24 protein-coding genes and 2 tRNA genes are annotated in these 23,501 nt (G+C 71.7%); 15 read left to right on the top strand and 11 right to left on the bottom strand.

Annotated features, from left to right (window positions below; genetic code table 11):
• Nucleotides 1-9: 9 nt before the first annotated feature.
• Nucleotides 10-1,326, bottom strand: a complete 1,317-nt coding sequence (locus tag ACTHM3_RS13690; RefSeq protein ID WP_440406735.1) for an MFS transporter — start codon at nt 1,324-1,326, stop codon at nt 10-12.
• Nucleotides 1,327-1,336: 10 nt separating this feature from the next.
• Nucleotides 1,337-1,753 (bottom strand): MarR family winged helix-turn-helix transcriptional regulator, encoded by a 417-nt coding sequence (locus ACTHM3_RS13685; protein ID WP_440406733.1) that lies wholly within the window; start codon nt 1,751-1,753, stop codon nt 1,337-1,339.
• Between the two features lie 170 nt (nt 1,754-1,923).
• Here ACTHM3_RS13685 and ACTHM3_RS13680 point away from each other — a divergent pair, with 170 nt between their 5' ends.
• Together ACTHM3_RS13680 and ACTHM3_RS13675 are read left to right on the top strand one after the other, a co-directional pair.
• Nucleotides 1,924-2,832, top strand: coding sequence for an alpha/beta fold hydrolase (locus ACTHM3_RS13680; RefSeq protein WP_440406731.1), 909 nt, complete (start codon nt 1,924-1,926; stop codon nt 2,830-2,832).
• 4 nt (nt 2,833-2,836) lie between these two features.
• The gene (locus ACTHM3_RS13675; RefSeq protein ID WP_440406729.1) at nt 2,837-3,886 is read left to right on the top strand and encodes a lipoate--protein ligase family protein; all 1,050 of its coding nucleotides are present in this window, start codon (nt 2,837-2,839) and stop codon (nt 3,884-3,886) included.
• On the opposite strand, the gene ACTHM3_RS13670 is transcribed toward ACTHM3_RS13675, so the two are convergent.
• Both ACTHM3_RS13670 and ACTHM3_RS13665 read right to left on the bottom strand, forming a co-directional pair.
• Complete coding sequence (locus ACTHM3_RS13670) at nt 3,887-4,162, bottom strand: hypothetical protein (RefSeq protein WP_440406727.1); 276 nt, start codon at nt 4,160-4,162, stop codon at nt 3,887-3,889. It abuts the gene before it with no gap.
• Nucleotides 4,163-4,221: 59 nt separating this feature from the next.
• A complete protein-coding gene (locus ACTHM3_RS13665; protein WP_440406725.1) occupies nt 4,222-4,512 on the bottom strand; it encodes a GNAT family N-acetyltransferase in 291 nt (96 codons plus the stop codon).
• A gap of 22 nt (nt 4,513-4,534) precedes the next feature.
• Between ACTHM3_RS13665 and ACTHM3_RS13660 the strand changes: the two genes are divergently transcribed.
• On the top strand, nt 4,535-5,335 hold the full coding sequence (locus tag ACTHM3_RS13660; protein ID WP_440406724.1) for a M15 family metallopeptidase: 801 nt from the start codon (nt 4,535-4,537) through the stop codon (nt 5,333-5,335).
• 97 nt (nt 5,336-5,432) lie between these two features.
• Here ACTHM3_RS13660 and pgm read toward each other — a convergent pair whose 3' ends face one another.
• A complete protein-coding gene (gene pgm, locus ACTHM3_RS13655; RefSeq protein ID WP_440406722.1) occupies nt 5,433-7,064 on the bottom strand; it encodes a phosphoglucomutase (alpha-D-glucose-1,6-bisphosphate-dependent) in 1,632 nt (543 codons plus the stop codon).
• Between the two features lie 313 nt (nt 7,065-7,377).
• On the opposite strand from pgm, the gene pheA reads away from it, so the two are divergent.
• The 3 genes from pheA to ACTHM3_RS13640 are packed head-to-tail and all read left to right on the top strand — an operon-like array spanning nt 7,378 to nt 9,088.
• A complete protein-coding gene (gene pheA, locus ACTHM3_RS13650; RefSeq protein WP_440406720.1) occupies nt 7,378-8,316 on the top strand; it encodes a prephenate dehydratase in 939 nt (312 codons plus the stop codon).
• A 23-nt stretch (nt 8,317-8,339) separates the two neighbouring features.
• Nucleotides 8,340-8,804: a hypothetical protein gene (locus ACTHM3_RS13645; protein ID WP_440406719.1), complete on the top strand. Its 465-nt coding sequence runs from the start codon at nt 8,340-8,342 to the stop codon at nt 8,802-8,804.
• 32 nt (nt 8,805-8,836) lie between these two features.
• Nucleotides 8,837-9,088 carry a hypothetical protein gene (locus tag ACTHM3_RS13640; protein WP_440406718.1) on the top strand — a complete coding sequence of 84 codons (252 nt, stop codon included), beginning with the start codon at nt 8,837-8,839 and terminating at the stop codon, nt 9,086-9,088.
• On the opposite strand, the gene ACTHM3_RS13635 is transcribed toward ACTHM3_RS13640, so the two are convergent.
• The gene (locus ACTHM3_RS13635) at nt 9,085-10,080 is read right to left on the bottom strand and encodes a diacylglycerol/lipid kinase family protein (RefSeq protein WP_440406716.1); all 996 of its coding nucleotides are present in this window, start codon (nt 10,078-10,080) and stop codon (nt 9,085-9,087) included. The genes ACTHM3_RS13640 and ACTHM3_RS13635 overlap by 4 nt on opposite strands.
• 63 nt (nt 10,081-10,143) lie before the next feature.
• Here ACTHM3_RS13635 and serS point away from each other — a divergent pair, with 63 nt between their 5' ends.
• The 5 genes from serS to ACTHM3_RS13610 all read left to right on the top strand — a co-directional run bounded on the left by serS (nt 10,144) and on the right by ACTHM3_RS13610 (nt 13,830).
• Nucleotides 10,144-11,427, top strand: coding sequence for a serine--tRNA ligase (gene serS, locus ACTHM3_RS13630; RefSeq protein ID WP_440406714.1), 1,284 nt, complete (start codon nt 10,144-10,146; stop codon nt 11,425-11,427).
• Nucleotides 11,424-12,239, top strand: a complete 816-nt coding sequence (locus tag ACTHM3_RS13625) for an HAD family hydrolase (RefSeq protein ID WP_440406712.1) — start codon at nt 11,424-11,426, stop codon at nt 12,237-12,239. Before serS ends, ACTHM3_RS13625 begins: the two co-directional genes overlap by 4 nt.
• Nucleotides 12,240-12,320: 81 nt before the next feature.
• Nucleotides 12,321-13,571: an LCP family protein gene (locus tag ACTHM3_RS13620; protein ID WP_440406710.1), complete on the top strand. Its 1,251-nt coding sequence runs from the start codon at nt 12,321-12,323 to the stop codon at nt 13,569-13,571.
• Between the two features lie 37 nt (nt 13,572-13,608).
• Nucleotides 13,609-13,693: transfer RNA gene (locus ACTHM3_RS13615), tRNA-Ser, on the top strand.
• Nucleotides 13,694-13,740: 47 nt separating this feature from the next.
• Nucleotides 13,741-13,830 (top strand) — tRNA-Ser (locus ACTHM3_RS13610).
• 172 nt (nt 13,831-14,002) lie between these two features.
• On the opposite strand, the gene ACTHM3_RS13605 is transcribed toward ACTHM3_RS13610, so the two are convergent.
• Nucleotides 14,003-14,467, bottom strand: coding sequence for a GNAT family N-acetyltransferase (locus tag ACTHM3_RS13605; protein WP_440406708.1), 465 nt, complete (start codon nt 14,465-14,467; stop codon nt 14,003-14,005).
• Between the two features lie 120 nt (nt 14,468-14,587).
• On the opposite strand from ACTHM3_RS13605, the gene ACTHM3_RS13600 reads away from it, so the two are divergent.
• On the top strand, nt 14,588-15,712 hold the full coding sequence (locus tag ACTHM3_RS13600; protein ID WP_440406706.1) for an InlB B-repeat-containing protein: 1,125 nt from the start codon (nt 14,588-14,590) through the stop codon (nt 15,710-15,712).
• 12 nt (nt 15,713-15,724) lie between these two features.
• On the opposite strand, the gene ACTHM3_RS13595 is transcribed toward ACTHM3_RS13600, so the two are convergent.
• The 3 genes from ACTHM3_RS13595 to ACTHM3_RS13585 all read right to left on the bottom strand — a co-directional run bounded on the left by ACTHM3_RS13595 (nt 15,725) and on the right by ACTHM3_RS13585 (nt 19,861).
• A complete protein-coding gene (locus ACTHM3_RS13595) occupies nt 15,725-17,455 on the bottom strand; it encodes a class I adenylate-forming enzyme family protein (protein ID WP_440406704.1) in 1,731 nt (576 codons plus the stop codon).
• Nucleotides 17,456-17,666: 211 nt separating this feature from the next.
• Nucleotides 17,667-19,058 carry a diguanylate cyclase gene (locus tag ACTHM3_RS13590; protein WP_440406702.1) on the bottom strand — a complete coding sequence of 464 codons (1,392 nt, stop codon included), beginning with the start codon at nt 19,056-19,058 and terminating at the stop codon, nt 17,667-17,669.
• Complete coding sequence (locus ACTHM3_RS13585; protein ID WP_440406701.1) at nt 19,055-19,861, bottom strand: alpha/beta fold hydrolase; 807 nt, start codon at nt 19,859-19,861, stop codon at nt 19,055-19,057. Before ACTHM3_RS13585 ends, ACTHM3_RS13590 begins: the two co-directional genes overlap by 4 nt.
• A gap of 90 nt (nt 19,862-19,951) precedes the next feature.
• Here ACTHM3_RS13585 and ACTHM3_RS13580 point away from each other — a divergent pair, with 90 nt between their 5' ends.
• Complete coding sequence (locus ACTHM3_RS13580) at nt 19,952-20,323, top strand: DUF7882 family protein (RefSeq protein ID WP_440406699.1); 372 nt, start codon at nt 19,952-19,954, stop codon at nt 20,321-20,323.
• On the opposite strand, the gene ACTHM3_RS13575 is transcribed toward ACTHM3_RS13580, so the two are convergent.
• On the bottom strand, nt 20,278-21,345 hold the full coding sequence (locus tag ACTHM3_RS13575) for a sodium:calcium antiporter (protein WP_440406697.1): 1,068 nt from the start codon (nt 21,343-21,345) through the stop codon (nt 20,278-20,280). The two genes, ACTHM3_RS13580 and ACTHM3_RS13575, sit on opposite strands and share 46 nt — an antisense overlap.
• Nucleotides 21,346-21,504: 159 nt before the next feature.
• On the opposite strand from ACTHM3_RS13575, the gene ACTHM3_RS13570 reads away from it, so the two are divergent.
• On the top strand, nt 21,505-22,278 hold the full coding sequence (locus tag ACTHM3_RS13570) for a nucleotidyltransferase domain-containing protein (protein ID WP_440406695.1): 774 nt from the start codon (nt 21,505-21,507) through the stop codon (nt 22,276-22,278).
• Between the two features lie 152 nt (nt 22,279-22,430).
• On the top strand, nt 22,431-23,462 hold the full coding sequence (locus tag ACTHM3_RS13565; protein ID WP_440406693.1) for a sugar ABC transporter substrate-binding protein: 1,032 nt from the start codon (nt 22,431-22,433) through the stop codon (nt 23,460-23,462).
• Nucleotides 23,463-23,501: the final 39 nt, after the last annotated feature.

Below are 23,501 nucleotides of genomic sequence, written 5' to 3'. Positions count from 1 at the left end.
ACCGGGCGCTCAGCCCTTCTGGGCCTCGACCTCCTGCACGGCGATCGACTCGGTCGCGAGCTCCCGATCCGCCGACCAGTCGAGCACGAGCGGCCAGCGGTGCGAGGTGTCCCACGCGACGCGCAGGCCCCGGCGCCGGAGCCACCAGACCACGGCGATGGCCGCGGGGATGAGACCGCCGAGCGCCCCCGCGACGAGCGCCCAGCGCGGGCCGAAGCCGTTCGCGATCGCTCCGACGAGCGGCGCGCCGATCGGGGTGCCGCCCATCATGATCGCCATGTACAGCGACATGACGCGACCGCGGAGCACGGGGTCGGTCGTCGTCTGCACGTACGCGTTGGCGTTGTTGAGCATCGTGATCGACGTGATGCCGACGAGCGGCAGGACCGCCGCGAACGACCAGAACGTGGGCATGCAGGCCGCGGCGCAGAGGGCGAAGCCGAAGCCGGCACCGCCGAGCGCGACCGAGCGCAGGCGGGGGCGCTCGCGGCGCGCGGCGAGCAGGGCGCCCGCCAGCGATCCGACCGCGAACGCCGTGGAGAGGAGCCCGAACTCCCCGGCCCCCTGATGGAACGCGACGCTCGCCATCGTCGACGCGTAGATCGGGAAGTTCACGCCGATCGTGCCCATGAGGAACACCATCACGAACACCAGCGCGAGGTCGCTGCGCCCCGTGACGTAGCGGAATCCCTCGCGGATCTGCCCGCGGGCGCGCGGCGCGCGCGTGCTCGGGATCAGCTCGTCGCGCCGGAACAGGAAGAGCGCCGCGAGCGTCGCCGCGAAGGTCAGCGCGTTGAGCAGGAAGACCCAGCCCGCGCCGACGACCGCGGTGAGGAGCCCGGCGACCGCGGGGCCGATCAGTCGCGCGGTGTTGAACGAGGTGGCGTTCAGGCCGACCGCGTTCGACAGCAGGTGCGGCGGCACGAGCGAGCCGACGAACGTCTGCCGCACGGGCGCGTCGAAGGCGGCCGCGCACCCGAGCAGGAGCGCGAAGACGTAGACCATCCAGAGCTGCACCGTGCCGGTCACCGTGAGGAGCCCGAGGCCGAGGCCGAGCAGCCCCATGGTGCCCTGCGTCGCCATCATGAGGCGGCGCCGGTCGAACCGGTCGGCGACGAGGCCGGTGATCGGCGTCAGCAGCAGCTGCGGCCCGAACTGCAGCGCCATCGTCACGCCGACCGCGGTCGCGTCGTTCCTGGTGAGCATCGTCAGGACGATCCAGTCCTGGGCGGTGCGCTGCATCCAGGTGCCGATGTTGGAGACCGTGGCCCCCGCGAACCAGACGCGGTAGTTGAAGACGCCGAGAGACCGGAACGCGGAGGTCATCGGGCCGCCCTCACGCGTCGGCCAGCTTTCGCAGTACCGGCACCACGGCCTCGAGCGCGGCGCGCTCCTCCGCGTCGAGCGCCGCGAGCTGGCGGCTGAACCACGCGGTCCGCAGCCGTCGGGTCTCGCGGATGAGCTCCAGGCCGGCCTCGGTGATCGAGACGACGACCTTGCGCGCGTCGTCGGGCGAGGGAGTGCGCCGGACGAGGCCGCGCTCCTCGAGTCCGTTGAGCGTGCGGTTCATCGACGGCGGCGAGACGCGCTCGTGCTCGGCGAGCCGGCTCGGCGAGGCGTCGCCGATCTTGTCGAGCAGGAAGAGGACGCCGAGCTGCGAGTCGCTCATGCTCTCGTCGCCGCGATTGCTGCGGATGCGGCGCGCGACGCGCTGGACCAGGAGCCGGAGCTCGTCGTCATCCAGTCGCGCCATGATCATTAGCCTAACTCATTAGCACCGCTAACGCTGCCTCGTGCTCCGCTCCTCCCTCGAATCGTGCAAAACCGCGCATCGAGCGGCGCCGAACGCGCGGTTTCGCGCGAATCGACGGGTCCGCGGGCCGCGGCGGGTGAGACGATGAGCCGCACGCGCGAGGAGGCCCGATGCCCCAGAATCCGACGCCCCAGGATCCGACGCCCCAGGATCCGCCACCGGGGACCACCGCCGTCGAGGCGACCTTCACCGACGCCGAGGGTGTCGAGATCCACACCTGGCGCTGGGACGCGCCCTCACCGCGCGGCGTGGTCGAACTCCTGCACGGCCTCGGGGAGTACGCCACGCGCTACGAGCCGCTCGCCCGCGACCTCGTGGCCGCCGGCTGGACGGTGCGCGCGCTCGACTACCGCGGCCACGGGGCGACCGGGATGGCGCAGTGGGCGGGCGACGCGACGAAGCTCGGGAGGCTGGGGCCCGGCGGCGTGCGCGCGACGATCGCGGGCATCCGGCAGTTCACGGACGACGTCCGCGCGGAGCACGGTGCGCTCCCGCTCGTCCTCCTCGGCCACAGCATGGGGTCGCTCTTCGCGCAGATGCTGCTGAACGTCGACGCGACCCCGTGGGACGCCGCGGTGCTGAGCGGCACCGCGTACCGGACGTTCCGGCACATGAACTCGGGCGACCTCAACAAGCCGTTCCGCGTGCCGGGCGGCACGGGCGCCGAGTGGCTGAGCCGCGATCCGGAGGTCGCCGCCGCCTTCGCCCGCGACCCGCTCACCTTCGATGCCCGCACGCTCCAGCTCTGGGGCCTCATCGACGCCATGCGCCTGCTCGGCACCCCCCGGCACCTCGCCAAGGACGTGCCGCTCCTCATCCAGGTCGGTACCGACGACACCCTCGGCGGCCCGCGCAGCGCCACCCTGCTCGCCGACGCCTACCGCCGCCGCGGCGGTCTCACGGACGTGACGCTGAAGCTCTACGAGGGAGCCCGCCACGAGGTCTACAACGAGACGAACCGCACCGAGGTCATCGCCGACCTCGTCGCCTGGCTCGGCTCGCGCGCCGATCTAGGCTGAGCCCATGCACGGTGAGTTCAAGGTCCCGGGCGGCAAGCTCGTCGTCGTGGATCTCGACGTCCAGGGCGGCGTCATCCGGAACTTCCGGCTCGCCGGCGATTTCTTCCTGGAACCCGACGAGGCGCTCGGCACGATCGATGCGGCGGTCGAGGGGATGCCGGCCGAGAGCGACGGCCGCACCCTCGCGGCGGCGATCCAGAAGGCGCTCCCCGAGGGCGCAGTCCTCCTCGGGTTCTCGCCCGAGGCCGTCGCCACCGCGATCCGCCGGGCGCTGCAGCGCGCCACCGGCTGGGACGACTACGAGTGGCAGTTCCTCCACCCCGGCCCGCTCAGCCCGCAGATGCACCTGGCGCTCGACCAGGTCCTCGCCGAGGAGGTCGGCGAGGGGCGCCGCAAGCCGACGCTGCGTATCTGGGAGTGGGCCTCGCCCGCCGTCGTCATCGGCAGCTTCCAGTCGGTGCGCAACGAGGTCGACCCCGACAACGCCGAGAAGTACGGCTTCGAGGTCGTGCGACGGATCTCGGGAGGCGGCGCGATGTTCATCGAACCCGGTTCGGCCGTCACCTACTCGCTCTACGCGCCGGTCGACCTCGTGCAGGGCATGAGCTTCGCCGATAGCTACGCCTTCTTCGACGAGTGGGTCATCCAGGCGCTCAAGAGCCTCGGCATCGAGGCGACCTACCAGCCGCTCAACGACATCGCGAGCCCCGCCGGCAAGATCGGCGGCGCCGCGCAGAAGCGCCTCGGCAACGGCGGCGTGCTGCACCACGTGACCATGAGCTACGACATGGACGGCGACAAGATGGTGCAGGTGCTGCGCATCGGGCGCGAGAAGATGAGCGACAAGGGCACCACCTCCGCCAACAAGCGCGTCGACCCGCTGCGCAGCCAGACGGGCATGCCGCGCGAGGCGGTCATCGACCGGATGGTGGAGACGTTCCGAGCGCTGCACGGCCTGCAGGACGACGAGCTGCGGCCAGAGGAGATCGCCGCCGCGGAGGAGCTGGTGCGCACCAAGTTCGCGACCCCGGAGTGGGTCGGCCGGGTGCCGTAGTCAGCGTCGGCCGAGGTCGATCCGGACGCTGCCCCTGTAGACGTCGCGGTCGCCGTCGCCCGCGACGGGCGCCGGGGCCGGCATCGAGGTCTGGCGATCCTGCTCCAGGTGCGCCTGATAAGCGGACGGGTGGAAGACCTCGTCGACCGCCATCATGCCGCCGCCCGCCGCCGACCGGGTGTTCTTGCCCGAGAGGTCGATCCACCCCCGGCGCTGCGCGACGACGCCGAGTGCGATGAGCACGACGACGACGACCCCCGCGATCAGCCAGTCCACGCGGACAGTGTACGGAAGCCGCCTGACGCGTGACCGGTCGGGGCTCGACCGTCCGCGCCCTACCGGCTCATGAGGTCGCGGTCCTCGGGATGCCGCGCCAGGTACGCCCGGAAGAACGGGCAGATCGGCACGAGCTGGCGATCGCTGTTCGCTCGGATGTCGTCAAGGACGGCGCGCGCGAGCTTCGAGCCGAGCCCGCGCTCCTGCAGGCTCTCGTCGACCTCCGTGTGCAGCACCCGGATCACGCCGTCGCCGAGCTCGTAGACGACCTGGCCGATCTGCTGACCGTCGCGCTCGAGGACGTAGCGGTGGTGGGCGTCGTCGTGCACGACGGCATCGGAGTCGCTCATGCCGCGACCGTACACTGAGCCGGTGTCGACGACTCCCCCGCGGCCCGGCGGCCTCATGTCGCGCAAGACGTTCCTGGCCGGCCTGGTCACTGCCGTCGTGGTCCTCGCGCTCGGCGTGGTCGCGCTGATCACGCTCCTGTTCGTTCCGGCGAAGCCGACGGCTCGCCCCACGCCGTCCGGCTCGCCCGGCACGCCGGACGCCTCTCCGACCCCGACTCCGACCCCCACGCCGACCGGCTTCGACAAGAAGCAGTTCTCGACCACGGACCCCGCGAGCGACTGGGTGCTGGTGAACAAGCAGAATCCGCTCCAGCCGATCGACTACATCCCGCCGCTGGCCGCGCTGAACCTCCCCGGCTACAAGGGGCAGATGCGCCCCGAGGCGGCCGCGGCGCTCCAGCAGATGTTCGCCGCCGGACAGCAGGAGATCGGGCACACCTTCACCGTCGTGAGCCCCTACCGCAGCTACGTCGAGCAGAAGGCGGTCTACGCCGGATGGGTGTCGCGCCTGGGGTCGGCGCAGGCCGACCGGCAGAGCGCGCGGCCCGGCTACAGCGAGCACCAGAGCGGGCTGGCGGTCGACGTCGACACGGCGGTGTCGCAGGCCTTCGGGGCCACGCCGGCCGGCCGGTGGATCGCGGAGAACTCCTGGCGCTTCGGCTTCATCGTGCGCTACCAAGAGGGCCAGGAGCAGATCACCGGCTACGAGTACGAGCCGTGGCACCTGCGCTACGTCGGGGTCCCGCTCGCGACGGAGCTGCAGAAGGAGGGGTTCCCGTCGCTGGAGACCTTCTTCGGGTATCCGCCGGCGCCGACCTACTGACCTCGCGGGTCGAGTGGCCGCGCAGCGGCGTATCGAGACCTGCTTGTGCGGGACCGCGGGAGGGCGGTAGCCCGTCCCGCTCCGCTCCCTGTCCCGCTCAGGCGCCCAGGGCGGCGTCGACGATCTTCTTCGCCTCCGCCTGCACTTCGGCGAGGTGCTCCGGGCCGCGGAACGACTCGGCGTAGATCTTGTAGACGTCCTCGGTGCCGGACGGGCGCGCGGCGAACCAGGCGTTCTCCGAGACGACCTTCACGCCGCCGATGGCGGCGCCGTTGCCGGGAGCCGTCGACAGCTTCGCCGTGATCGGCTCGCCCGCGAGGTCGGTCGCCGTGATGTCGTCGCCGGTCAGCTTCGACAGGCGCGCCTTCTGCGTCTTGGAGGCGGGGGCGTCGACGCGCGCGTAGGCCGGCGCGCCGAACTCGGCCGCGAGCTCGGTGTAGAGCTGCGACGGGGTCCTGCCGGTCACGGCGAGGATCTCGCTCGCCAGCAGCGCGAGCACGATGCCGTCCTTGTCGGTCGTCCACGCCTGCCCGTCGAGCTGCAGGAACGACGCGCCCGCCGACTCCTCGCCGCCGAATCCCACCGACCCGTCGATGAGCCCGGGCACGAACCACTTGAAGCCGACCGGCACCTCCCAGAGGCGCCGCCCGAGCTTCGCGGTGACGCGGTCGATCATCGAGCTGGAGACCAGGGTCTTGCCGACCGCCGTGTCGGGCTTCCAGCCCGGGCGGTTGGCGTAGAGGTACTGGATCGCCGCCGCGAGGTAGTGGTTCGGGTTCATGAGGCCGCCGTCCGGAGTCACGATCCCGTGCCGGTCGGCGTCGGCGTCGTTGCCGGTGAGGAGCTGGTAGTCGCCGAGGCGCGCGACGGTGCCGGCCATCACCGAGGGCGACGACGGATCCATGCGGATCTTGCCGTCCCAGTCGAGCGTCATGAACGCCCACTGCGGGTCGACCGTCTCGTTGACGACCGTGAGATCGAGCCCGTACTTCGAGGCGATGAGCGACCAGTAGTGGACGCTCGCCCCGCCGAGCGGATCGGCGCCGACGTGCAGGCCGGCCTTCTGCAGCGCCGGGATGTCGATCGCCTCCGCCAGCTGCGTCACGTACGCGTCGCGGTAGTCGTACGCGTCGACCGCGCTCGGTTCCGACCGCTTCACGTCGCGCAGTCCGCCGCGGATGAGCTCGTTGGCGCGCCCGGCGATCCAGCTCGTCGCGTCGGTGTCGGCCGGGCCGCCGTGCGGCGGGTTGTACTTGAAGCCGCCGTCGCGCGGCGGGTTGTGGCTCGGCGTGATGACGATGCCGTCGCTGTGCTCGCGCTCGTTGCCGGGGCGGATGCCGCGGTTGTGGTGGATGATCGCGCGCGACAGCGCGGGGGTCGGCACGTAGTCGTCGAACGCGTCGACGATCGCGTGCACGCCGTTCGCCTCCAGCACCTCGAGCGCGGTCGTCTGCGCCGGCCGCGACAGCGCGTGGGTGTCGGCGCCGATGAAGAGCGGCCCCTCGATGCCCTGCTCGGCCCGGTACTCCACGATCGCCTGGGTGATCGCGGCGATGTGGGTCTCGTTGAACGCCGCGTCGAGGCTCGAGCCGCGGTGACCGGAGGTGCCGAAGACGACCTGCTGGGCGGGGTCGTCGGGGTTCGGGACCTCGGAGTAGTACGCGGCGACGAGCGCCGGGATGTCGGTCAGATCGGACGGCTCTGCGGGCTGGCCTGCACGGGGATCCACGCGGTCCAGTCTTCCGTGTCCGGCGGTGCTTCGCGACGGTCGATGCGCTGAAGCCGCTGTGGACGGCCGCGACATCTCCCCGCGTCGAAAGTTCAGGCGGCCCGCTGCGCAGCACCACGCGTCTGCGCAGGACGCGCCGGAACCACCTGGACTTTCGACAGCGGGGAGGGGCGGCGGCGGGCGGGGAGGGGCGGCGGGCGGCGGGCGGCGGGGGGAGGGGGGAGGGCGCGGAGGGCGAGGCCGGGGCGGCCAGGGGTGGGCCGGGGCGCGGCGAACGGGGCGCCCCGTCGTGCCCGCTCCCTAGACTCGTCGCATGTCGGAGGCCGTCTACAGCTACCTCGGCCCCGCGGGCACCTTCACCTGGGCCGCCCTCGACCAGGTGGCGGATGCCGCTCCCGAGCGCCGCAGGGCCGTGACGAACGTCGGCGAGGCGCTCGACGACGTGGTGACCGGCCGGGCGACGGCCGCGATGATCGCGATCGAGAACAGCATCGAGGGCGGGGTGACCGCGGCGCAGGACGCGCTCGTCGGCATCCCGGGCCTCCGGATCGTGAGCGAGCACCTCGTGCCGGTCGACTTCGCGCTCGTGGCCCGCGACGGCGCGGCGCTCGCCGACGTGCACATCGTGGCGGCGCATCCCGTCGCCTACGCGCAGACCCACCGGTGGCTGGACCGCGAGCTGCCGGGGCACGAGCACCTCATCGCCACCTCGAACGTCGCCGCCCCGCAGCTGCTGATCGACGGGAAGGTGGATGCGGCGATCGCCCCGCTCGGCATCGAGGGACTCATGCCGGTCTCCGTGCTCGCCGCCGGCATCGCCGACAACCGGGCTGCGGTCACGCGGTTCGTGCTCGTCACGGCCTCCCGCGCGATCCCGGAGCGCACCGGTGCCGATAAGACGACCGTCGTGGTCGAGCTGCCGCACGACCATCCCGGCGGCCTCGTCGAGATGCTCGAGCAGTTCGCCACCCGCGGCGTGAACCTCTCGCTCCTGACCTCGCGCCCGATCGGCGACGCGCTCGGCCGGTACCGGTTCGTCATCGACATCGACGGACACATCCGCGATGAGCGGGTGGCGGATGCGCTGCTCGGACTCAAGCGGTTCAGCCCGAGCGTCACTTATCTGGGCAGTTACCCGCGCGCGGATCGCGTGGCCAACGAGACCGCGCCGCGCTACGACGACGAGATCTTCATCGAGGCGCGCGACTGGCTGCGCGGGCTGCTCTCGGAGGAGCCTGCCGCCGGTTCGTGAGCGGTCGGGGTCATGATGGACTCGTGACGGATCCTCGCTACGACCCCCGATTCCAGCGCGGCTGGGACGGCACCGTGCCGCCGACGGCCCCGCGGCCGGCATCGTCGCCCCCCGCAGAGCTGGCATCCACCCGGGCGGCCCCGGCTCGCGCGACCGCCGCACGGAGCGTCGCGCCATCGCCCGTCGTCCCTGCGACGGAGGCAGCTGCAGAGGCGCACGCCGACCTCGACGGCACTGACGCCCCGGACTCTGAGGAGGAGGCACCCGGCCGTCGCAACCCGTACCGCATCGCGCTCGTCGCGTTGGGCGCGGTCCTCACCCTCGGTAGCGGAGGCCTGATGTGGCAGCTGGCCCAGCCGATGACCGATTTCGCCCCGACTGCGTACGTGATCCCGCAGTTCGAAGCGATGGTCGCCCCCTGGACCGCCCTCGCCGGGCTCCTCACGATCATCGCGGCCGTCGCGCTCGGCGTGTTTCGTCGCCGATGAGGAGGGTCGTTCTCGGTCTGACCGTCGTCGCCGTGGCCTGCGGCACGGCGGTGGTCGCCTTCGCCGCCGCCGTCGAGCGACTCTCCGCGGAGAACTCGGCGTTCGTGATCACCGAGCAGATGTCCGATCGGCAGATCGCGGAGATGAATCGGATCGGGAGTCTCGTGAGAGCTCTCGAGAGTATCTGCGGACCGCTCGCGGCCGCCGCGCTCATCGCCGTCGCCGCGATCCTCGCGCTGCTCGCCCTCCGCTGGGAGCTGCGGCGCGCCGCGCGAATGGCTTAGGCCGGAACGCGCACCGTCAGCGAGTCGTGGTCCACCCGCAGGCGGAACGCCGTCACCTCGCCGAACGGGTCTCCGTCGAGCTCGAACTGCTCCGCCCGCTCGAGCTGCACGTCGAGCTCCTTCGCCCGGTAATAGCGGAGCGCCCGCACCTGCCGGTCGTTGCTGCGGAGCTTGCGGCCCACGGAGCTGCGGCGCAGGACGCCGTTCTCCCACGTGATCTTCGCCCAGATCTGCACCCAGCCGAGGAAGCCCTCGGGCCGGAACGTGACGATGTCGAAGAGACCGTCGTCGATCTCCGCGTCGGGCAGCAGGAGCACGTTGCCGGGGAGCGCGCCGCAGTTGCCGGCGATGAGGGTGTGCACGCTCGCGGACCGCTCCTCGCCGCCGTCGACGCGCACCCGCATCCGCACCCGGCCGGTGTCGCGGAGTGCCCGGGCGATCGCGTCGACGTACGCGATCCAGCCGAGCCTCGCCTTCAGCTCGGGCCGGGCATTGGCGATCATCTTGGCGTCGAGGCCGAAGCCCGCCATGACGAGGAAGGAGTGCTCCTCCGTCGACCCGTCGGCCCGGTCGAACTCGACGACGCCCACGTCGATCGTGCGGTCGCGCCCGCCGAAGGCGAGGTCCACCGAGTCGGCCATGTGGGTGAGGATCATGTCGAGGTTACGGGCGAGCAGGTTGCCCGTGCCCGCGGGCAGCAGCGCGAGCGCGACGCCCGAGCCGCGAAGCCCCTCGGCGACGGCGCGCACCGTCCCGTCGCCGCCGGCCGCCAGCACGACGTCGGCGCCGTCCGCGACCGCCTGCCGCGCCTGCCCGACACCCGGATCCTCCTCCGTGGTCTCGAGCCAGAGGCTCTTGCGCCAGCCCTCGCGGCTCTCGGCGGCGGCGACCGCATGGCGGAGTTGGTCGATGTCGACCTTGATCGGGTTGTAGACGACGGCGGCCTGCCGCGTCGAGCGAGACGCTCGGGTCTCGTCTGTCAGGGCGGCCATGGCGGTAAGGCTATCGGCGCCACGGCGTCGGGAGCCGGGGAGTCGCCTCCATAAGATGGTCCGGTGATCGACCCGCAGCTGCTCCGCGAGTCGCCGGACGTCGTCAAGGCCTCCCAGCGCCTGCGCGGCGACTCCGTCGCGCTGGTCGACGAGGCGGTCGCCGCCGACGCCGCGCGCCGCGCCGCGATCACCGCGTTCGAGAGCGACCGCGCCGAGCAGAACGCCTTCGGCAAGGTCGTCGCGAAGGCGCCCAAGGAGGAGAAGGCCGCGCTCGTCGCGCAGGCGCAGGAGCTCGCCGCCCGCGTCAAGGCCGGGCAGCAGCGCGTGTCGGATGCCGAAGCGGACTTCGCGCGCATCGCCGGCGCGATCGGCAACATCGTGCTCGACGGGGTGCCGGCCGGCGGCGAGGACGACTTCATCACCCTGAAGACCGTGGGCGAGGTCCCGGAGTTCGACCCGGCGGACTACCCAGACGGCCCGCGCGACCACCTCGCGATCGGCGAGCTGCTCGACGCGATCGACATGGAGCGCGGGGCCAAGGTGTCCGGCGCCCGGTTCTACTTCCTCAAGGGCATCGGCGCGCGGCTCGAGCTCGCGATCATGCAGCTCGGCCTGCAGCGTGCGCTCGATGCCGGCTTCACGCCGCTCATCACGCCGACCCTGGTCCGGCCGGAGATCATGGCCGGCACCGGATTCCTCGGATCGCACGCCGACGAGATCTACCGGCTCGAGGCCGACGACCTCTACCTCACGGGCACGAGCGAGGTGGCGCTCGCCGGCTATCACCAGGGCGAGATCCTCGACCTCGCCGCCGGGCCGCTCCGCTACGCCGGCTGGTCGACCTGCTACCGGCGGGAGGCCGGCTCGGGCGGCAAGGACACCCGCGGCATCATCCGCGTGCACCAGTTCCAGAAGCTGGAGATGTTCAGCTACGTCGACCCCGCCGACGCCGAGGCCGAGCACGCGAAGCTCCTCGCTCTGCAGGAGGGGATGCTGCAGTCGCTCGGCCTCACCTACCGCGTCATCGACACGGCGGCCGGCGACCTCGGCTCGAGCGCCGCGCGCAAGTACGACGTCGAGGCGTGGGTGCCGACGCAGGGCACCTACCGCGAGCTCACCTCGACCTCGAACTGCACGACCTTCCAGGCCCGTCGGCTCGACATCCGGCACCGCACCGAGAGCGGGCGGACCGCGCCGGTCGCGACCCTCAACGGCACGCTCGCCACGACCCGCTGGATCGTCGCCATCCTCGAGACCCACCAGCGCCCCGATGGCTCGGTCGCCGTGCCGGAGGCGCTGCGCCCCTATCTCGGCGGCCTCGAGGTCCTGGAGCCCGTCGCCAGATGACCGATCTCCCCGTCGAGGACCGCTGGCTCGTCGCCCTCGACATCGACGGCACCGTGCTGCACGAGGACGGCACGCTCGCCGACCGCGTGGTCGAGGCGGTGCAGCGCGTCGCGGCGGCCGGGCACGAGGTGATGCTCGCGACGGGGCGCTCCGTGTCGCTCACGCTGCCGATCCTCGAGCGGCTCGGCCTGCTCTCCGAGCACGTCGTGAGCGCGAACGGCGCCATCGTGCTCGGCCGCGATCCAGAGGCGCCGGTCGGCTACTCCCGCGTGCACGTCGACACGTTCGACCCGTCGGAGGTGCTGACGACGATCCGCGAGCACCTCGCGGGCGCGAGCTACGCGGTCGAGGATGAGGAGGGCCTGTTCCGCTACGCGGGGTCGTTCCCCGACGGCGCGCTCGCCGCGAACAGCGAGCAGGTGGCGTTCGACGAGCTGCTCGGGCTGCCCGCCACGCGCGTCGTCGTCATCTCGCCCGACCACGGCACGGAGGAGTTCCTCGCCGTCGTCGACCGGATGGGCCTGCACCAGGTCACCTACAACGTGGGCTGGACCGCGTGGCTCGACATCGCCCCGGACGGCGTCAACAAGGCCACCGGGCTCGAGATCGTGCGCGAGCGGCTCGGCATCCCCCGCGAGAACACGCTCGTCATCGGCGACGGGCGCAACGACATCGACATGCTCCGATGGGCGGGCGTCGGCATCGCGATGGGGCAGGCGCCCGACGAGGTGATCGCCGCATCCGACCGCGTGACGGGAACGGATCTCGAGGACGGCGTTGCGACGGCGCTCGACGAGGCGTTCCCGGCCTGATCCGATCCGCACACGGCCCTCCCAGGGCGGCCGGCCGGGTTCCGCGTACAATCGACCGTTCGTTCCCCGGGGAGGAGACCCGTGTCCCAGCTGCGCGACCGCTCGAAGCGCGCCCCGCGGGCCGCCACGATCGCCCGGCACGGCCGGGGCGCCGGCTCCGCCGTGTGGAAGACCGTGCTCGGCCTGCTCGGCGCCGTGGTCGTCGTCGCGCTGGTCGCGGGGGGATCGCTCGCGGCGATCGCGACCTGGAACCTCACCAAGGACGTCAAGCACGCGACGATCGCCGCCGACACCCAGGGGCCGCCGCCGAACATCGCGGCCATGAAGGGCGGATTCAACATCCTGCTGGTGGGAACGGACACCCGCGTCGGCCAGGGGAGTCTCGGCGGCGGCGTGCGCACCGCCGGCACGGGGGCGCTCAACGACGTCAACATCCTGATCCACGTCGCGGCCGACCAGAAGAGCGCCGTCGCGGTCAGCATCCCCCGTGACATGGTCGTGCCGATCCCGAAGTGCGAGAAGGGCGGACCGGCGAGCGGTCTGCCGATCAACAACGCGCTCTCGCTGGGCGGTCTCGCGTGCGTCGCCGCGACCGTGCAGAGCCTGACCGGTCTGAACGTCGATTTCGCCGGCCTCATCACCTTCGAGGGTGTGATCGCGATGTCCGACGCCGTCGGCGGCGTCGACGTCTGCACCAACGGCCCCATCCGCGACAAGGACAGCGGACTCGACATCGAGTCGGCCGGAACGCACACCCTCCAGGGCGCGCAGGCGCTCGCCTTCCTCCGCACGCGGCACGGGGTCGGCGACGGCAGCGACCTCGGGCGCATCAACTCGCAGCAGGTGTACCTGTCGTCGCTCGTCCGCAAGATCAAGAGCAGCGGCACCCTGACCGACGTCTCGAAGGTCTACGGGATCGCGCGGGCCGCGACCGAGAACATCACCCTGAGCGACAACTTCTCCCGCCTCGACACCCTCGTGTCGATCGCGCTGGTGCTGAAGAACATCCCGCTGCAGAACATCGTCTTCGTCCAGTACCCCGGAACGACGGGCGGGACGGGCATCTACGCGGGCAAGGTGCAGCCGAGCCGAGCATTGGCCACCGAGCTCTTCACGGCGATCAAGGCCGACAAGCCGATCGGACTGGACGCGAACTCGGTCGGCGGCGACACGGCGGGCTCGACCCTCGACCCCAACGCGCCCAAGCCCACCTCGAGTTCCACCCCGGCACCGGGTGCGAGCGACTCGGCAGGGGACGGCAGCCAGACGATCGCGGGTCTCAAGGGCCAGACCGCGGCGCAGTACACCTGCTCGGTCGCGTACCACTTCTGAGCCGCTGGCGCGGGTGCGCCCGGTATCGTGGCGGGCTGGAGGGCTGTCCGAGCGGCCGATGGAGCCAGTCTTGAAAACTGGTGATGCGCAAGCATTCGTGGGTTCGAATCCCACGCCCTCCGCTGGTCGCAGGGCCGCCGTCCGCCAGGTAGGCTGGCCCCTGCAACCGGGAGACGTCGCATAGTCCGGTCGAGTGCACCACCCTGCTAAGGTGGAGACCCCTCCTGGGGGTCCGAGGGTTCAAATCCCTCCGTCTCCGCTCTACTCAATCCCCGAGATCACCGCGATTCCGCCGGTTTTGTTCTCTCGGTTCGTCATGGACTGATGCGACGCGAACGCAGAGGCGCGAGAGGCGGTGATCCCGCCCGAGTTCATGGGACCTCTCGACACCCCGTATCGCCGGCGTCCGAAGGGACAGGCCGGATGGGTTGTCACATGCGCTCGGGGAGCGAGTAGCCGACCCAGGGGTGGCCCGAGTCGGAGAAGCTGCCCTTGTCCGCGGCGATCCATCCGAGCCGTTCGTAGAGGGTCCGCGCCGGCAGGTTGTCGGCCAGCACACGGAGCGTCATCTTCCGAGGCTTCAGGGCGGGGTGCTCCATCGTCGCCACCAGCAGCCGATGGCCGTGACCGGCGCCCTGGAAGTCTGGATCGATCGCCAGCTGGCTGAGATGCGCTGCGCCATCGCCCGGAAGAAAGGTGAGTGAGTAGCCGCGGATGTCGCCGGCGACATCGTAGAGAACGAGGAGAACGCGATTGCGCCGAGCGAGCTTCGTCTCAGCCCGGTGACGGACCGCCTCCTCTGTAACGCCGTCGCGGTGCGCGACGGCTCGAACCCACAGCTCGACGCACCTGCCTTCGTCTGAGGCCAGCCCCGCGCGTATCGAGACGTCTTCCATCGCGTTCGCGCGTCAATCACGACCTCGTGCGGAAACGACCGCCGCCGCGGTCTGCCATACTCCTCGGAGCCGGACGCGACGTGTGACGGTGCCCAGGATCCCCCAGCTCGGAGCCCCCGCATGAAGCTCGCCGTCCGTCGTACCTCGACCGCCATCGCCGCGATCGCCACGGCCAGCATCTCCGGCGTGCTCGTCGGTGCCGCTCCCGCCAACGCCGCGACCGAGGCCTGCGGTGACGGCACCCTCATCTCGCCCGGCGTCTGCGAGCAGACCTTCACCTCCGGCACGGCCCAGTTCACGCCGACAGCGAGCATGACCAAGCTCGAGGCGCTTCTCGTCGGTGCCGGCGGTGCGGGAGCGTCGGTCGGCAACGCCGGCTACGCAGCCGGTGGTGGCGGAGAGGTCAAGGTCGTCGACCTGACCGGTTCCGGTCCGCTGACCGTGACCGTTCCGACCTCGAACGCGCCGACCACCGTGACCGGCGGGATCGTGCCGGCGTCGGCCGCGAACGGTCTCGACGGAAACGACACGACCGGCACAGGGGGCGCGAGCGGCAGCGGCAAGCCCGGCGGTAACAGCGGCGGGAGCGGTGGCGGTGGCGGCGGCACCGCCGGGGCCGCCGCGGGGACCAACGGTGGTGCCGGCGCGACCGCCGACAGCGTCGCGGGCTCGACCTCGCTCTTCCACGGTGACGCCACCTGCTACGGCGGTGGTGGTGCGGCCGGATCCCGTACCTCCCTGCAGTCGGTGGGCGTGCCCGGATGCGGCGCGGGAGGCCCGAATGCGGATGCGACGGCCGTCGTCGCCCCGGCGGCCAACCGCGGCGGCGGTGGGGGAGCAGTGCAAGGGCTCGCGGGTGACCCGCAGACCGTCACGCCGGGCGCGGCGGGGGTCGTGGTGCTGCGCTGGACCGCGGCCGACGTGACCCTGTCGTTCAACACCGCCGGCAAGGGCGCCGCGCCGTCCCCGGAGAGCGTCGTGCCCGGCACCGCGCCGACCAGGCCGGCCGACCCGAGCGCGGAGGGGTTCCAGTTCGAGGGCTGGTACACGGACTCGTCGTACGCCACCCCGGCGGACTTCTCGACGCCGCTGACCCGTTCGACGACGTTCTTCGCCCGGTGGTCGCCGACTCTGGCCGCGACGGGTGTCGATGTCGGGCCCGCTGTCCCCCTCGCCTCGCTCTTCGCGCTCCTCGCGGGGGCCGGGCTCGTCGTCCTCGGCACCCGGCGGAGGCGCTCGAGCTGAGCGCCCCCGCGCTCAGGCTCCGGCGAAGCGCGCGCTCAACTCCCGACGACTCGGCTTCCCCGAGGGCGTGCGCGGGATCGACCCGACGCGAGCGATCAGCTGCGGGGCCGCGCTTCCCAGGTGATCCGCGAGGTGCGCGCCGAGCCCTGCCGCATCGAGCTCGACCGCGGTGACGACGGCGAGGCCGATGCCGTCGAACCCCGCCGGGGTCGTGAAGGCGAACGCGCAGGCGTCGTCGATCCCGTCGAATGATCGCGCGAGCTCGTCGACCCGGTTCGGATCGACCTTGACACCGCCGGCGTTCAGGATCTCCGACTGCCGGCCGGTGAGCGTCAGGCCTCCGTCGGAGCGGACGACACCGCGGTCGCCCGGGTAGAACCAGCCGTCGCGGAACGCCGCGGCGGTGGCGTCGGGATCGCCCAGGTACCGGTCGACCATGCCGTAGCTGCGGTAGCGGATGGTGCCCTCGACTCCGGGCGGCGCCGGGCGGCCCGCGTCATCCACCACCTCCAGCGTCGTCCCCGGCGGGGCGTGCCCCACGTCGAAGGGATCGTCGGATCCGGTCGTGCGCGCCGCTCCCGTCCCGGCCTCGGTCGAGCCGTAGCTGACCCGGATCCGAGCCCCGGGCGCCGCCGCGCGCACCCGGGCGCGCAGCGGGGTCGGCATGATCGTTCCCGCCACTTCCACCGTCTCGATCGCCTCGAGCCCGCCGCCGGTGCGCTCGGCCTCGGCGACGATCGCCTCGATCTGTGCGGGCGAGCCCCGCAGCCGTCGGACCCGCTCCTCGACGATGAGGCGGAGGGCGGCGTCGGGGGCGACGCCCGCCGCGCTCAGGAAGGGTCGGCCCCCCTTGACGCTCAGGTAGAACTCGCCGATGCCCCATGCCGTCCCGGTGTCCAGGAGCATGAGGGTCGGACCGCCGTCGAACCAGGTGGGGAGCGCCGCGTCCATCGCGGCCTCCATCGCGCGCCCGAGTGCGACCGCGCGCGGGCGACCGGTGGTGCCGCTCGAGAAGACGATGCGCAGCACCTCGAGGGGGTCGGGTCGCGGTCGGATGCCGTACGGGTTCTCCTCGATGCGCCGGAGGAACCGGTCATCGACGGCCACCACCGTCGCGCCCCGATCGGCGGCGTCCGGAAGGGTGCTGAGCAGCCAGTCGACGCGCACGTCACCCCGCGGTTCCCAGCCCGTCGGCAGCACGGTGCTGATCGCCGCCTCGTGGTACACCGCCTCGGTGAAGACGACGCGCAGCACCTCGGGCATCTCGAGCGCCACGATCTGACCCGGGCGGACGCCGAGGCGCCGCAGCTCGTACGCGATCTTCTGCGCAGAGACCGCGGCCTCACGATTGCTGATGCGCTGATCCCCGACGCGGGCGAAAAGACCGGAGGGGGAGAGCTCCGCGTTCCGCTGCAGGTGCACGAACGGATTCTGGGCGGCCGTCGTGTCCATTCCCTCAGGGTAATGAACGGTCGAGCCGTCCGCCTCGACGCCGATCGGGCGTGACATTCCGTCGTGGACGGCGACCACCTGGTGGCCGCCCCAGCGGCACAGCTCGTCGGGCAGCGGCGTGGGCAGAGCCGCCGCCCGGTCGGGGGTCAGGCTCGGGAGCGCGCGTGGCGGCGCCTCGGCGCAGCCGACCGGCTCCGATGCGCGGCTGTCGACCCGGATGATCGCCTCGGTCTCGCGGTCGGTGGCCATCGTGCGGATCCGCCGGGCGTCGTCCGGGATGCATTCGGGCATCGGCACCCCGACCCACCCCGACGCCGCGACGGCGCGATCGTCGAACGACTCGCGACGGACTTGCTGGAGCGCGTCGGTGACGGCAGAAGGTGGCGGGCGATGACGTGACGGATCGGATCCTGTCCTCCGGATCGGCGGAGGCTCTCTCGCTCCGGGCCCGCCCGGCAGCGGATCGTCGTCCGCCGAGCGGGTGAGATGTGGCCCGGACGCCTCAGCGCGCCCGCACGCGTCCGGTGCCGCTGCGCTTCGCGTCGTACATCGCGGCGTCCGCCCGTCGGATGACCGCCTCCGTGCCGGGCGTGGCGGCGCCGGCCTCGTGGGTCGTCAGGCCGATCGAGGCCGTGACCCGGAGCTCCGGCGGGAGTCCGTCGATGGGGTGGAGGAGCGCCGCGCCGATCGCGCTCGCGACCTCGGCGGCCTCCGCCGCCCCCGCCCCGCGGCAGACGACGACGAACTCATCCCCGCCGTAGCGCCCGACCCGGTCACCGTCGCGGATGCACCGCTTCACGCGGTCGGCCACGGTCTGCAGAACGAGGTCGCCGGCCCGGTGGCCGAGCGTGTCGTTGACGCGCTTGAAGCCGTCGAGGTCGAGGAAGATGACGGAGGTCGGCGACCCGTCGAGCGCAGCCGCCTCGAGCGAGAGCGACATGTGCTCGTCGATCGCCGCGCGGTTGGCCACGCCCGTGAGAGTGTCGTGCGTCGCGAGCACCTGCAGCCGCTCCTGCAGCCGCACGGCGGAGAAGCCGAGCTCCGCCTGGCGAGCGAGTGCGACCAGTTGCTGCTGCATCGCCGGACCGAACTCCCGCGGGCGCCCGAAGAGGCAGGCGAACGCGCCGGTGGTCCTCGTGCCGTCGCTGATCGGCATCCCGGCGAAGGCCGACGCCCGCGCTCGCCGCATGAGGTCGCCGAGCCGTTCGGAGCGGGCGTAGGCCTCCTCGAGGTCGTGGATGAGGATGCTCTCCCCCGGCGCCAGCGCGACGGCGCCGGGGCCGCGCGTCCGCCGCACCTCGGCGACGAGCTCGCGGTGCTCCGCGCCGCGGATGTAGTCGAAGTCGTGACCGGCCTCGTCGTAGGCGACGACCATGACCTCGAACGCGTCGAACGAGTTCTGCAGCACCGCCGCGAGCTGGTCCGCGAATCCGGCGGTGGTGCGGGCGGTCAGGAAGCGGCTCGCGGCATCCTGCAGGCCGCGGAGGTTGGCCTCCGAGGTCTCCGCCTGCCGCCGCGCGATGAGCATCTCGCGCTCGAAGTCCTGTCGCCGGCTCGCGTCGAACACGGCGAGTCGCACGCCCGTGACCTGGCCGTCCTCCCGCATCGCCGAGGAGTTGACGAGGATCGGCATGCGCGTGCCGTCGAGCCGGTTCAGGATCAGCGTGATCTCGCGGATCTCGGACCTCGAGAAGAGCTGGTCCTGGTACTGGGTCGCGTAGAACGCCTGGCTGCCGTGCGCGAGCATCGACGAGAAGGGCCGACCGAGGATCAGCTCCCGCGGCCATCCCGTCCAGTTCGAGAACGTCGCGTTGACGCGGAGGACGACGTCGTCGGCGTCGGTGACGAGCAGCCCGCACGGGGCCGCGTCGAAGAACGCCTCGAGGTCGCTCACGCGAGGTACGCGCGGATCTGCGAGATCACCTGGTCGGGGTCCGACAGGTGCGGGATGTGGCCGCGCGAGGGGGTGACGACCAGGCGGCTGCCCGTGATGTGCTCGTGCACGAAGCGCCCGACCTCCGGCCCCGCGATGTTGTCCTCCGCGGACTGCAGGATGAGGGTCGGCACCGTGACGTCGGCGAGGTCGCGCCGGTTGTCGGAGAGGAAGGTGACGCGCGCGAACTGGGCGGCGATCCGCGGGTCGATCCGCCGGATGCCGGCCGCGAGCCCGTGCGTCAATTCGTCGCCGGCGCCGGCGCCCATCAGCACCGGCGCGAGATCCTCCGACCAGCTGGCGAAGTTGCTGTCCATCGATGCCAGCAGCTCGTCGATCGCCTCGCGGCTGAACCCGCCCGCGTAGCCATCGGCGTCGAGATACCGCGGCGACGGACCGACGAGCACGAGGTGCCCGAAGAGGTCGGGGCGCTGGTTGGCCGCCAGCAGCCCGATCATGCCGCTCACGGAATGTCCGACGAACACGACGTCCGTCAGCCCCATCGTCTCGATCAACTCGACGACGTCGTCCGCGTATCCGTGCAGGGAGTCGTACTTGACGCGGTCGTACGCCACGATGTCCGATCCCGGCGCGCCGACGTGGTCGAACAGCACGACGCGGAAGTCGCTCTCGAACGCGGGGGCGACGTAGCGCCAGGACTCCTGGTTGCCCCCGAACCCGTGCGAGAACAGGATCGGCCGCCCCCCGGGGTCGCCGGAGACGTGGACGTTGTTGCGGATCACGGGATCAGCGGATGCAGGCACGGCGTGCTCCGGTCGTTCGGGACCCCAATTCTCGCTGACCAGGCCGTTTCCCGCGAAACGGCGCGGTCGGACGCGGCCACAATGGGGGTCATGGGGACTCTTCACTACGGCGATGGTGCGTTCGAGCTCGACGACGTCACCCTCGCGCACGTGCGCGCGTTGATCACCGTGAAGCTCCGCCGGCACGAGAGCTTCTTTCTCTCCTGGGAGGTGGCCGGCGATGACGATCGGGGGCGCGTGGGCCTGTGGATCGACAACGGCGTGCCGATCTGGGTCGAGTTCGCGGGGACGACGCTGCCCGCGATCGATCCTGATCGCCTGGAGGCGGCGGCGAAGGCGGCCTCGAGCACGCTCGGGGTGCACATCGCGCCGACGGGGGAGTTCATCGCCACGACGACGTCCCGGCGGCCGTCCGATCAGGAGACGGAGATGGCCACCAGCCCGGCCACCCCGAGCGCGTAGAGCACGAGCACCACGAGCGAGTCGACGCCCATGCCGGCGATCCTGCGCGCCGGGCGGAAGATCAGCCCGACCGCGTAGACCGCGGTGAGCAGGACGGCGAGCGCGGTGAGGTAGATGTTGGCGGGGTCGGCGCGCGGCAGGGCCGCCTTGCCCGAGATGAGCGTCGCCACGAGGAAGAGCACCGGCAGGAAGGCGTTGCCGCCGAAGATGTCCGAGATCGCGAGGTTGTCGTCGCCCTCGCGCACCGCCTGCAGGCCGGTCGAGATCTCGGGCAGGGCGGTGGCGAGCGCCAGCACCGTGGCGCCGAACAGCACCCCCGACATCCCGAGGCGCCCGAAGGCGGCACTCCCCGCCTGCTCCACGACGACCCCGGCCACGAGGGTCGCGAGCGCGGCGACCGCGAAGATCGCGACCGCCTTCCCGGTGCCCATGCGCCGACGGGCGTCGATCCGGCGCGTGCGGTGGCCGGACGGCTGCGGCATCGTCGTGTCGGGCGCCGCCCCGCCCCGTGTCCACGGCAATCCCGTGCCGGCGCGTCGGACCAGGAACAGGCCGGCCAGCCAGATGACGGCGATCAGCACGACGTCCGGAGTGAGCCGGAGGACCACGAGCCCCGAGGGCAGCTGGCTGCCGGTGACGACGACCGCCAGCACGGCGATCACGACCAGCGCCTCGAGGACCAGGCCGAGCGACGCGGCGCGGTAGGTGATCGGCTTCACGTCACGCCCGCGCCGGCCGAACGCGTCGAGCGCGACGATGACGACGGTCTGCAGGGCGATGCCGCCCAGGATGTTGCCGGCTGCGACGCCGATGGAACCCGACGCGGCGGCCGTGACCGTGATCGCGACCTCCGGGAGGTTGGTCGCGATCGCCAGGACGATCAGGCCGCCGAGGGCGCTGCCGAGGTGCAGGCGGTCGTCGAGGACGTCGGTGCTCTTCGTGAGGAAGATCCCGGCGACCCAGATGACGCCGGCCCCGGCGGCGAACAGCACGAAGAGCAGCCAGAGCGGCAGCGCGTCCATGGACCTATGGAACTCCACGGCGGCGGGGTCCGGCCCGATATCGCGAGTGGTATCTCGCCGACCGGCGTGCCAGGCTGAACCCGTGCTCCGCTGACCGAGATCCCCCGCTTCGCCGCATCCGGGCGAGGCTCCGATCCCGCGCGCAAGGAGCACCCCCTCGTGTCGACATCCGACCGTCCGTCCATCCCGCCCTTCCTCGACGAGGCGGCCGATGCCCTCCACGCCCTGCCGGGCGTCCTCGCGGTCGCGCTCGGCGGCTCCCGCGCCCAGGGCACGAGCCGCCCGGACAGCGACTGGGACGTCGCCGTCTACTACCGCGGCTCGTTCGATCCGCAGGCCATCCGCGACCTCGGTTGGCCCGGTCGGCTGAGCGCCGTCGGCGAGTGGAGTCCGACCTTCAACGGCGGCGGCAAGGTCACGGTTGGCGGAGAGCAGGTCGACATCCACTACCGGGATCTGGACCTCATCGACCGGGTCCATGGCGACGCGGTCCGTGGCGTCTTCACGGTCGAGAACCTGCTGTTCCACCAGGCCGGCCTTCCGAGCTATCTCCTGCTGGCCGAACTCGGCCTGAACCGGACGCTCCGCGGATCCCTCCCGCGGTGGGGGTACCCCGCCGAGCTCCGCCGCACGGCCCCCGGCGTCTGGTGGCACTGGGCCGAGCTCACTCTGCGGTACGCGGAGGACGGCCACGCGCGACACGGGCGCGTCGCCCAGTGCCTCGGCCTGGTGACGCAGGCGGCGTGCTTCACCGCGCACGCGATCCTCGCGCATCGCGGCGCATGGATCACCAACGAGAAGCAGCTGCTGACGCGGGCCGGCCTGCGCTGGGTCGATGAGGCGGTCTCCGAATGTGCGGGCGGTGACACGGGTGCAGTCTCGCGGGTGGAGGGCCGGTTACGGGCCGCGTTCGCCGGCCTCGATCCGCTCTGAGGTTCTCAGCGCCGATGTCACTGGATTTAACAAATCCGATATGGCCCTGTGCGCGCGGGCGTCATACAGTTCTCAGATCGCGAGGATGCGTTCTCTCTATATGAGAGGCACTCCTCGGTTCTGCGCACCGCCCTGACCCCCAAGGAGATTCCATGAAACTCAGAGCACGCCTCGCGGCTCTCGCCGCCGGCGTCCTGGTCGCGGCTCTCGCCCTGACCGGTTGCAGCACGACCGCCTCCACCACTGCCTCTGCCGGCAAGGTGCCCACCAAGACGATCGGCGTCTGGCAGTCGCAGGCCGACGGCGACGGCGAGAAGCAGACCCTCGCGGGCATCAAGAAGGCCGCTGAGGCCGTCGGCTGGAAGCTCGTGATCACCGACTCGGCCGGCTCGCCGCAGGCGATGGGGACGACGATGACGTCGCTCATCAACCAGCGCGTCGACGCCATCCTCGCGGTCTTCATCAACACGGGGCTCATCGCGCCACAGCTCGCGCAGGCGAAGGCGGCCGGCATCCCGGTCATCAGCGTCGGATTCCAGGGCACGCCGGCGAAGAACCTGACCGCCGAGTACGCGGCGCCGCAGGCCGACCTCGCGACCGCCCTCCTCGACCAGATGAAGAAGGACCTGCCCGACGGCGGCACCGTCGCACCGATCACCGTCACGGGCTACTACGGCCTCGACCAGCAGCTCGCCGTGCTCAAGAAGGACGGCCCCGGTGCCGGCTTCGAGCCGCTCGAGGCGGTCAACGTGCCGATCGACAACCTGTTCGCCGGCACCACGAGCGCCGGGGTCACGGTGTTGAACGCCAACCCCAAGCTCTCCGCGATCTGGTCGATGCTCGACGTCGACGTGCAGAACCTCGTGCCCGCGCTGCAGCAGACCGGGCGTCAGGTCCCGATCTACGGATTCGGCGCGATCCCGGGATCGCTCAAGTACGTCCGCAGCGGGCAGGCCAAGGTGGTCACCGCCAACAGCAACCAGTCCGGCTTCATCGCGATCGACTCACTGCTGGCGTACTGGATCGACAAGACCCCGATCCCGTCGACCACGCCCGACAAGTACAAGTTCCAGTTCGAGATCGTGACGAAGGACAACGCGCCCGCCGACGGCCAGGAGGTCTACCCGCTCGATGAGACCGCGAAGCCGTTCCTCGCGGACTGGAAGAAGAAGTACGGGATCTGAGCCCCGCCGCCGCCGCCCGTGAGATGCGGGCGGCGGCGG

The sequence above is a fragment of the Pseudolysinimonas sp. genome (assembly GCF_051954455.1).
Lineage (GTDB): Bacteria > Actinomycetota > Actinomycetes > Actinomycetales > Microbacteriaceae > Pseudolysinimonas.
The sequence above is the reverse complement of the archived record's forward strand: the minus strand, read 5'-3'. Positions and strand labels throughout refer to the sequence as shown.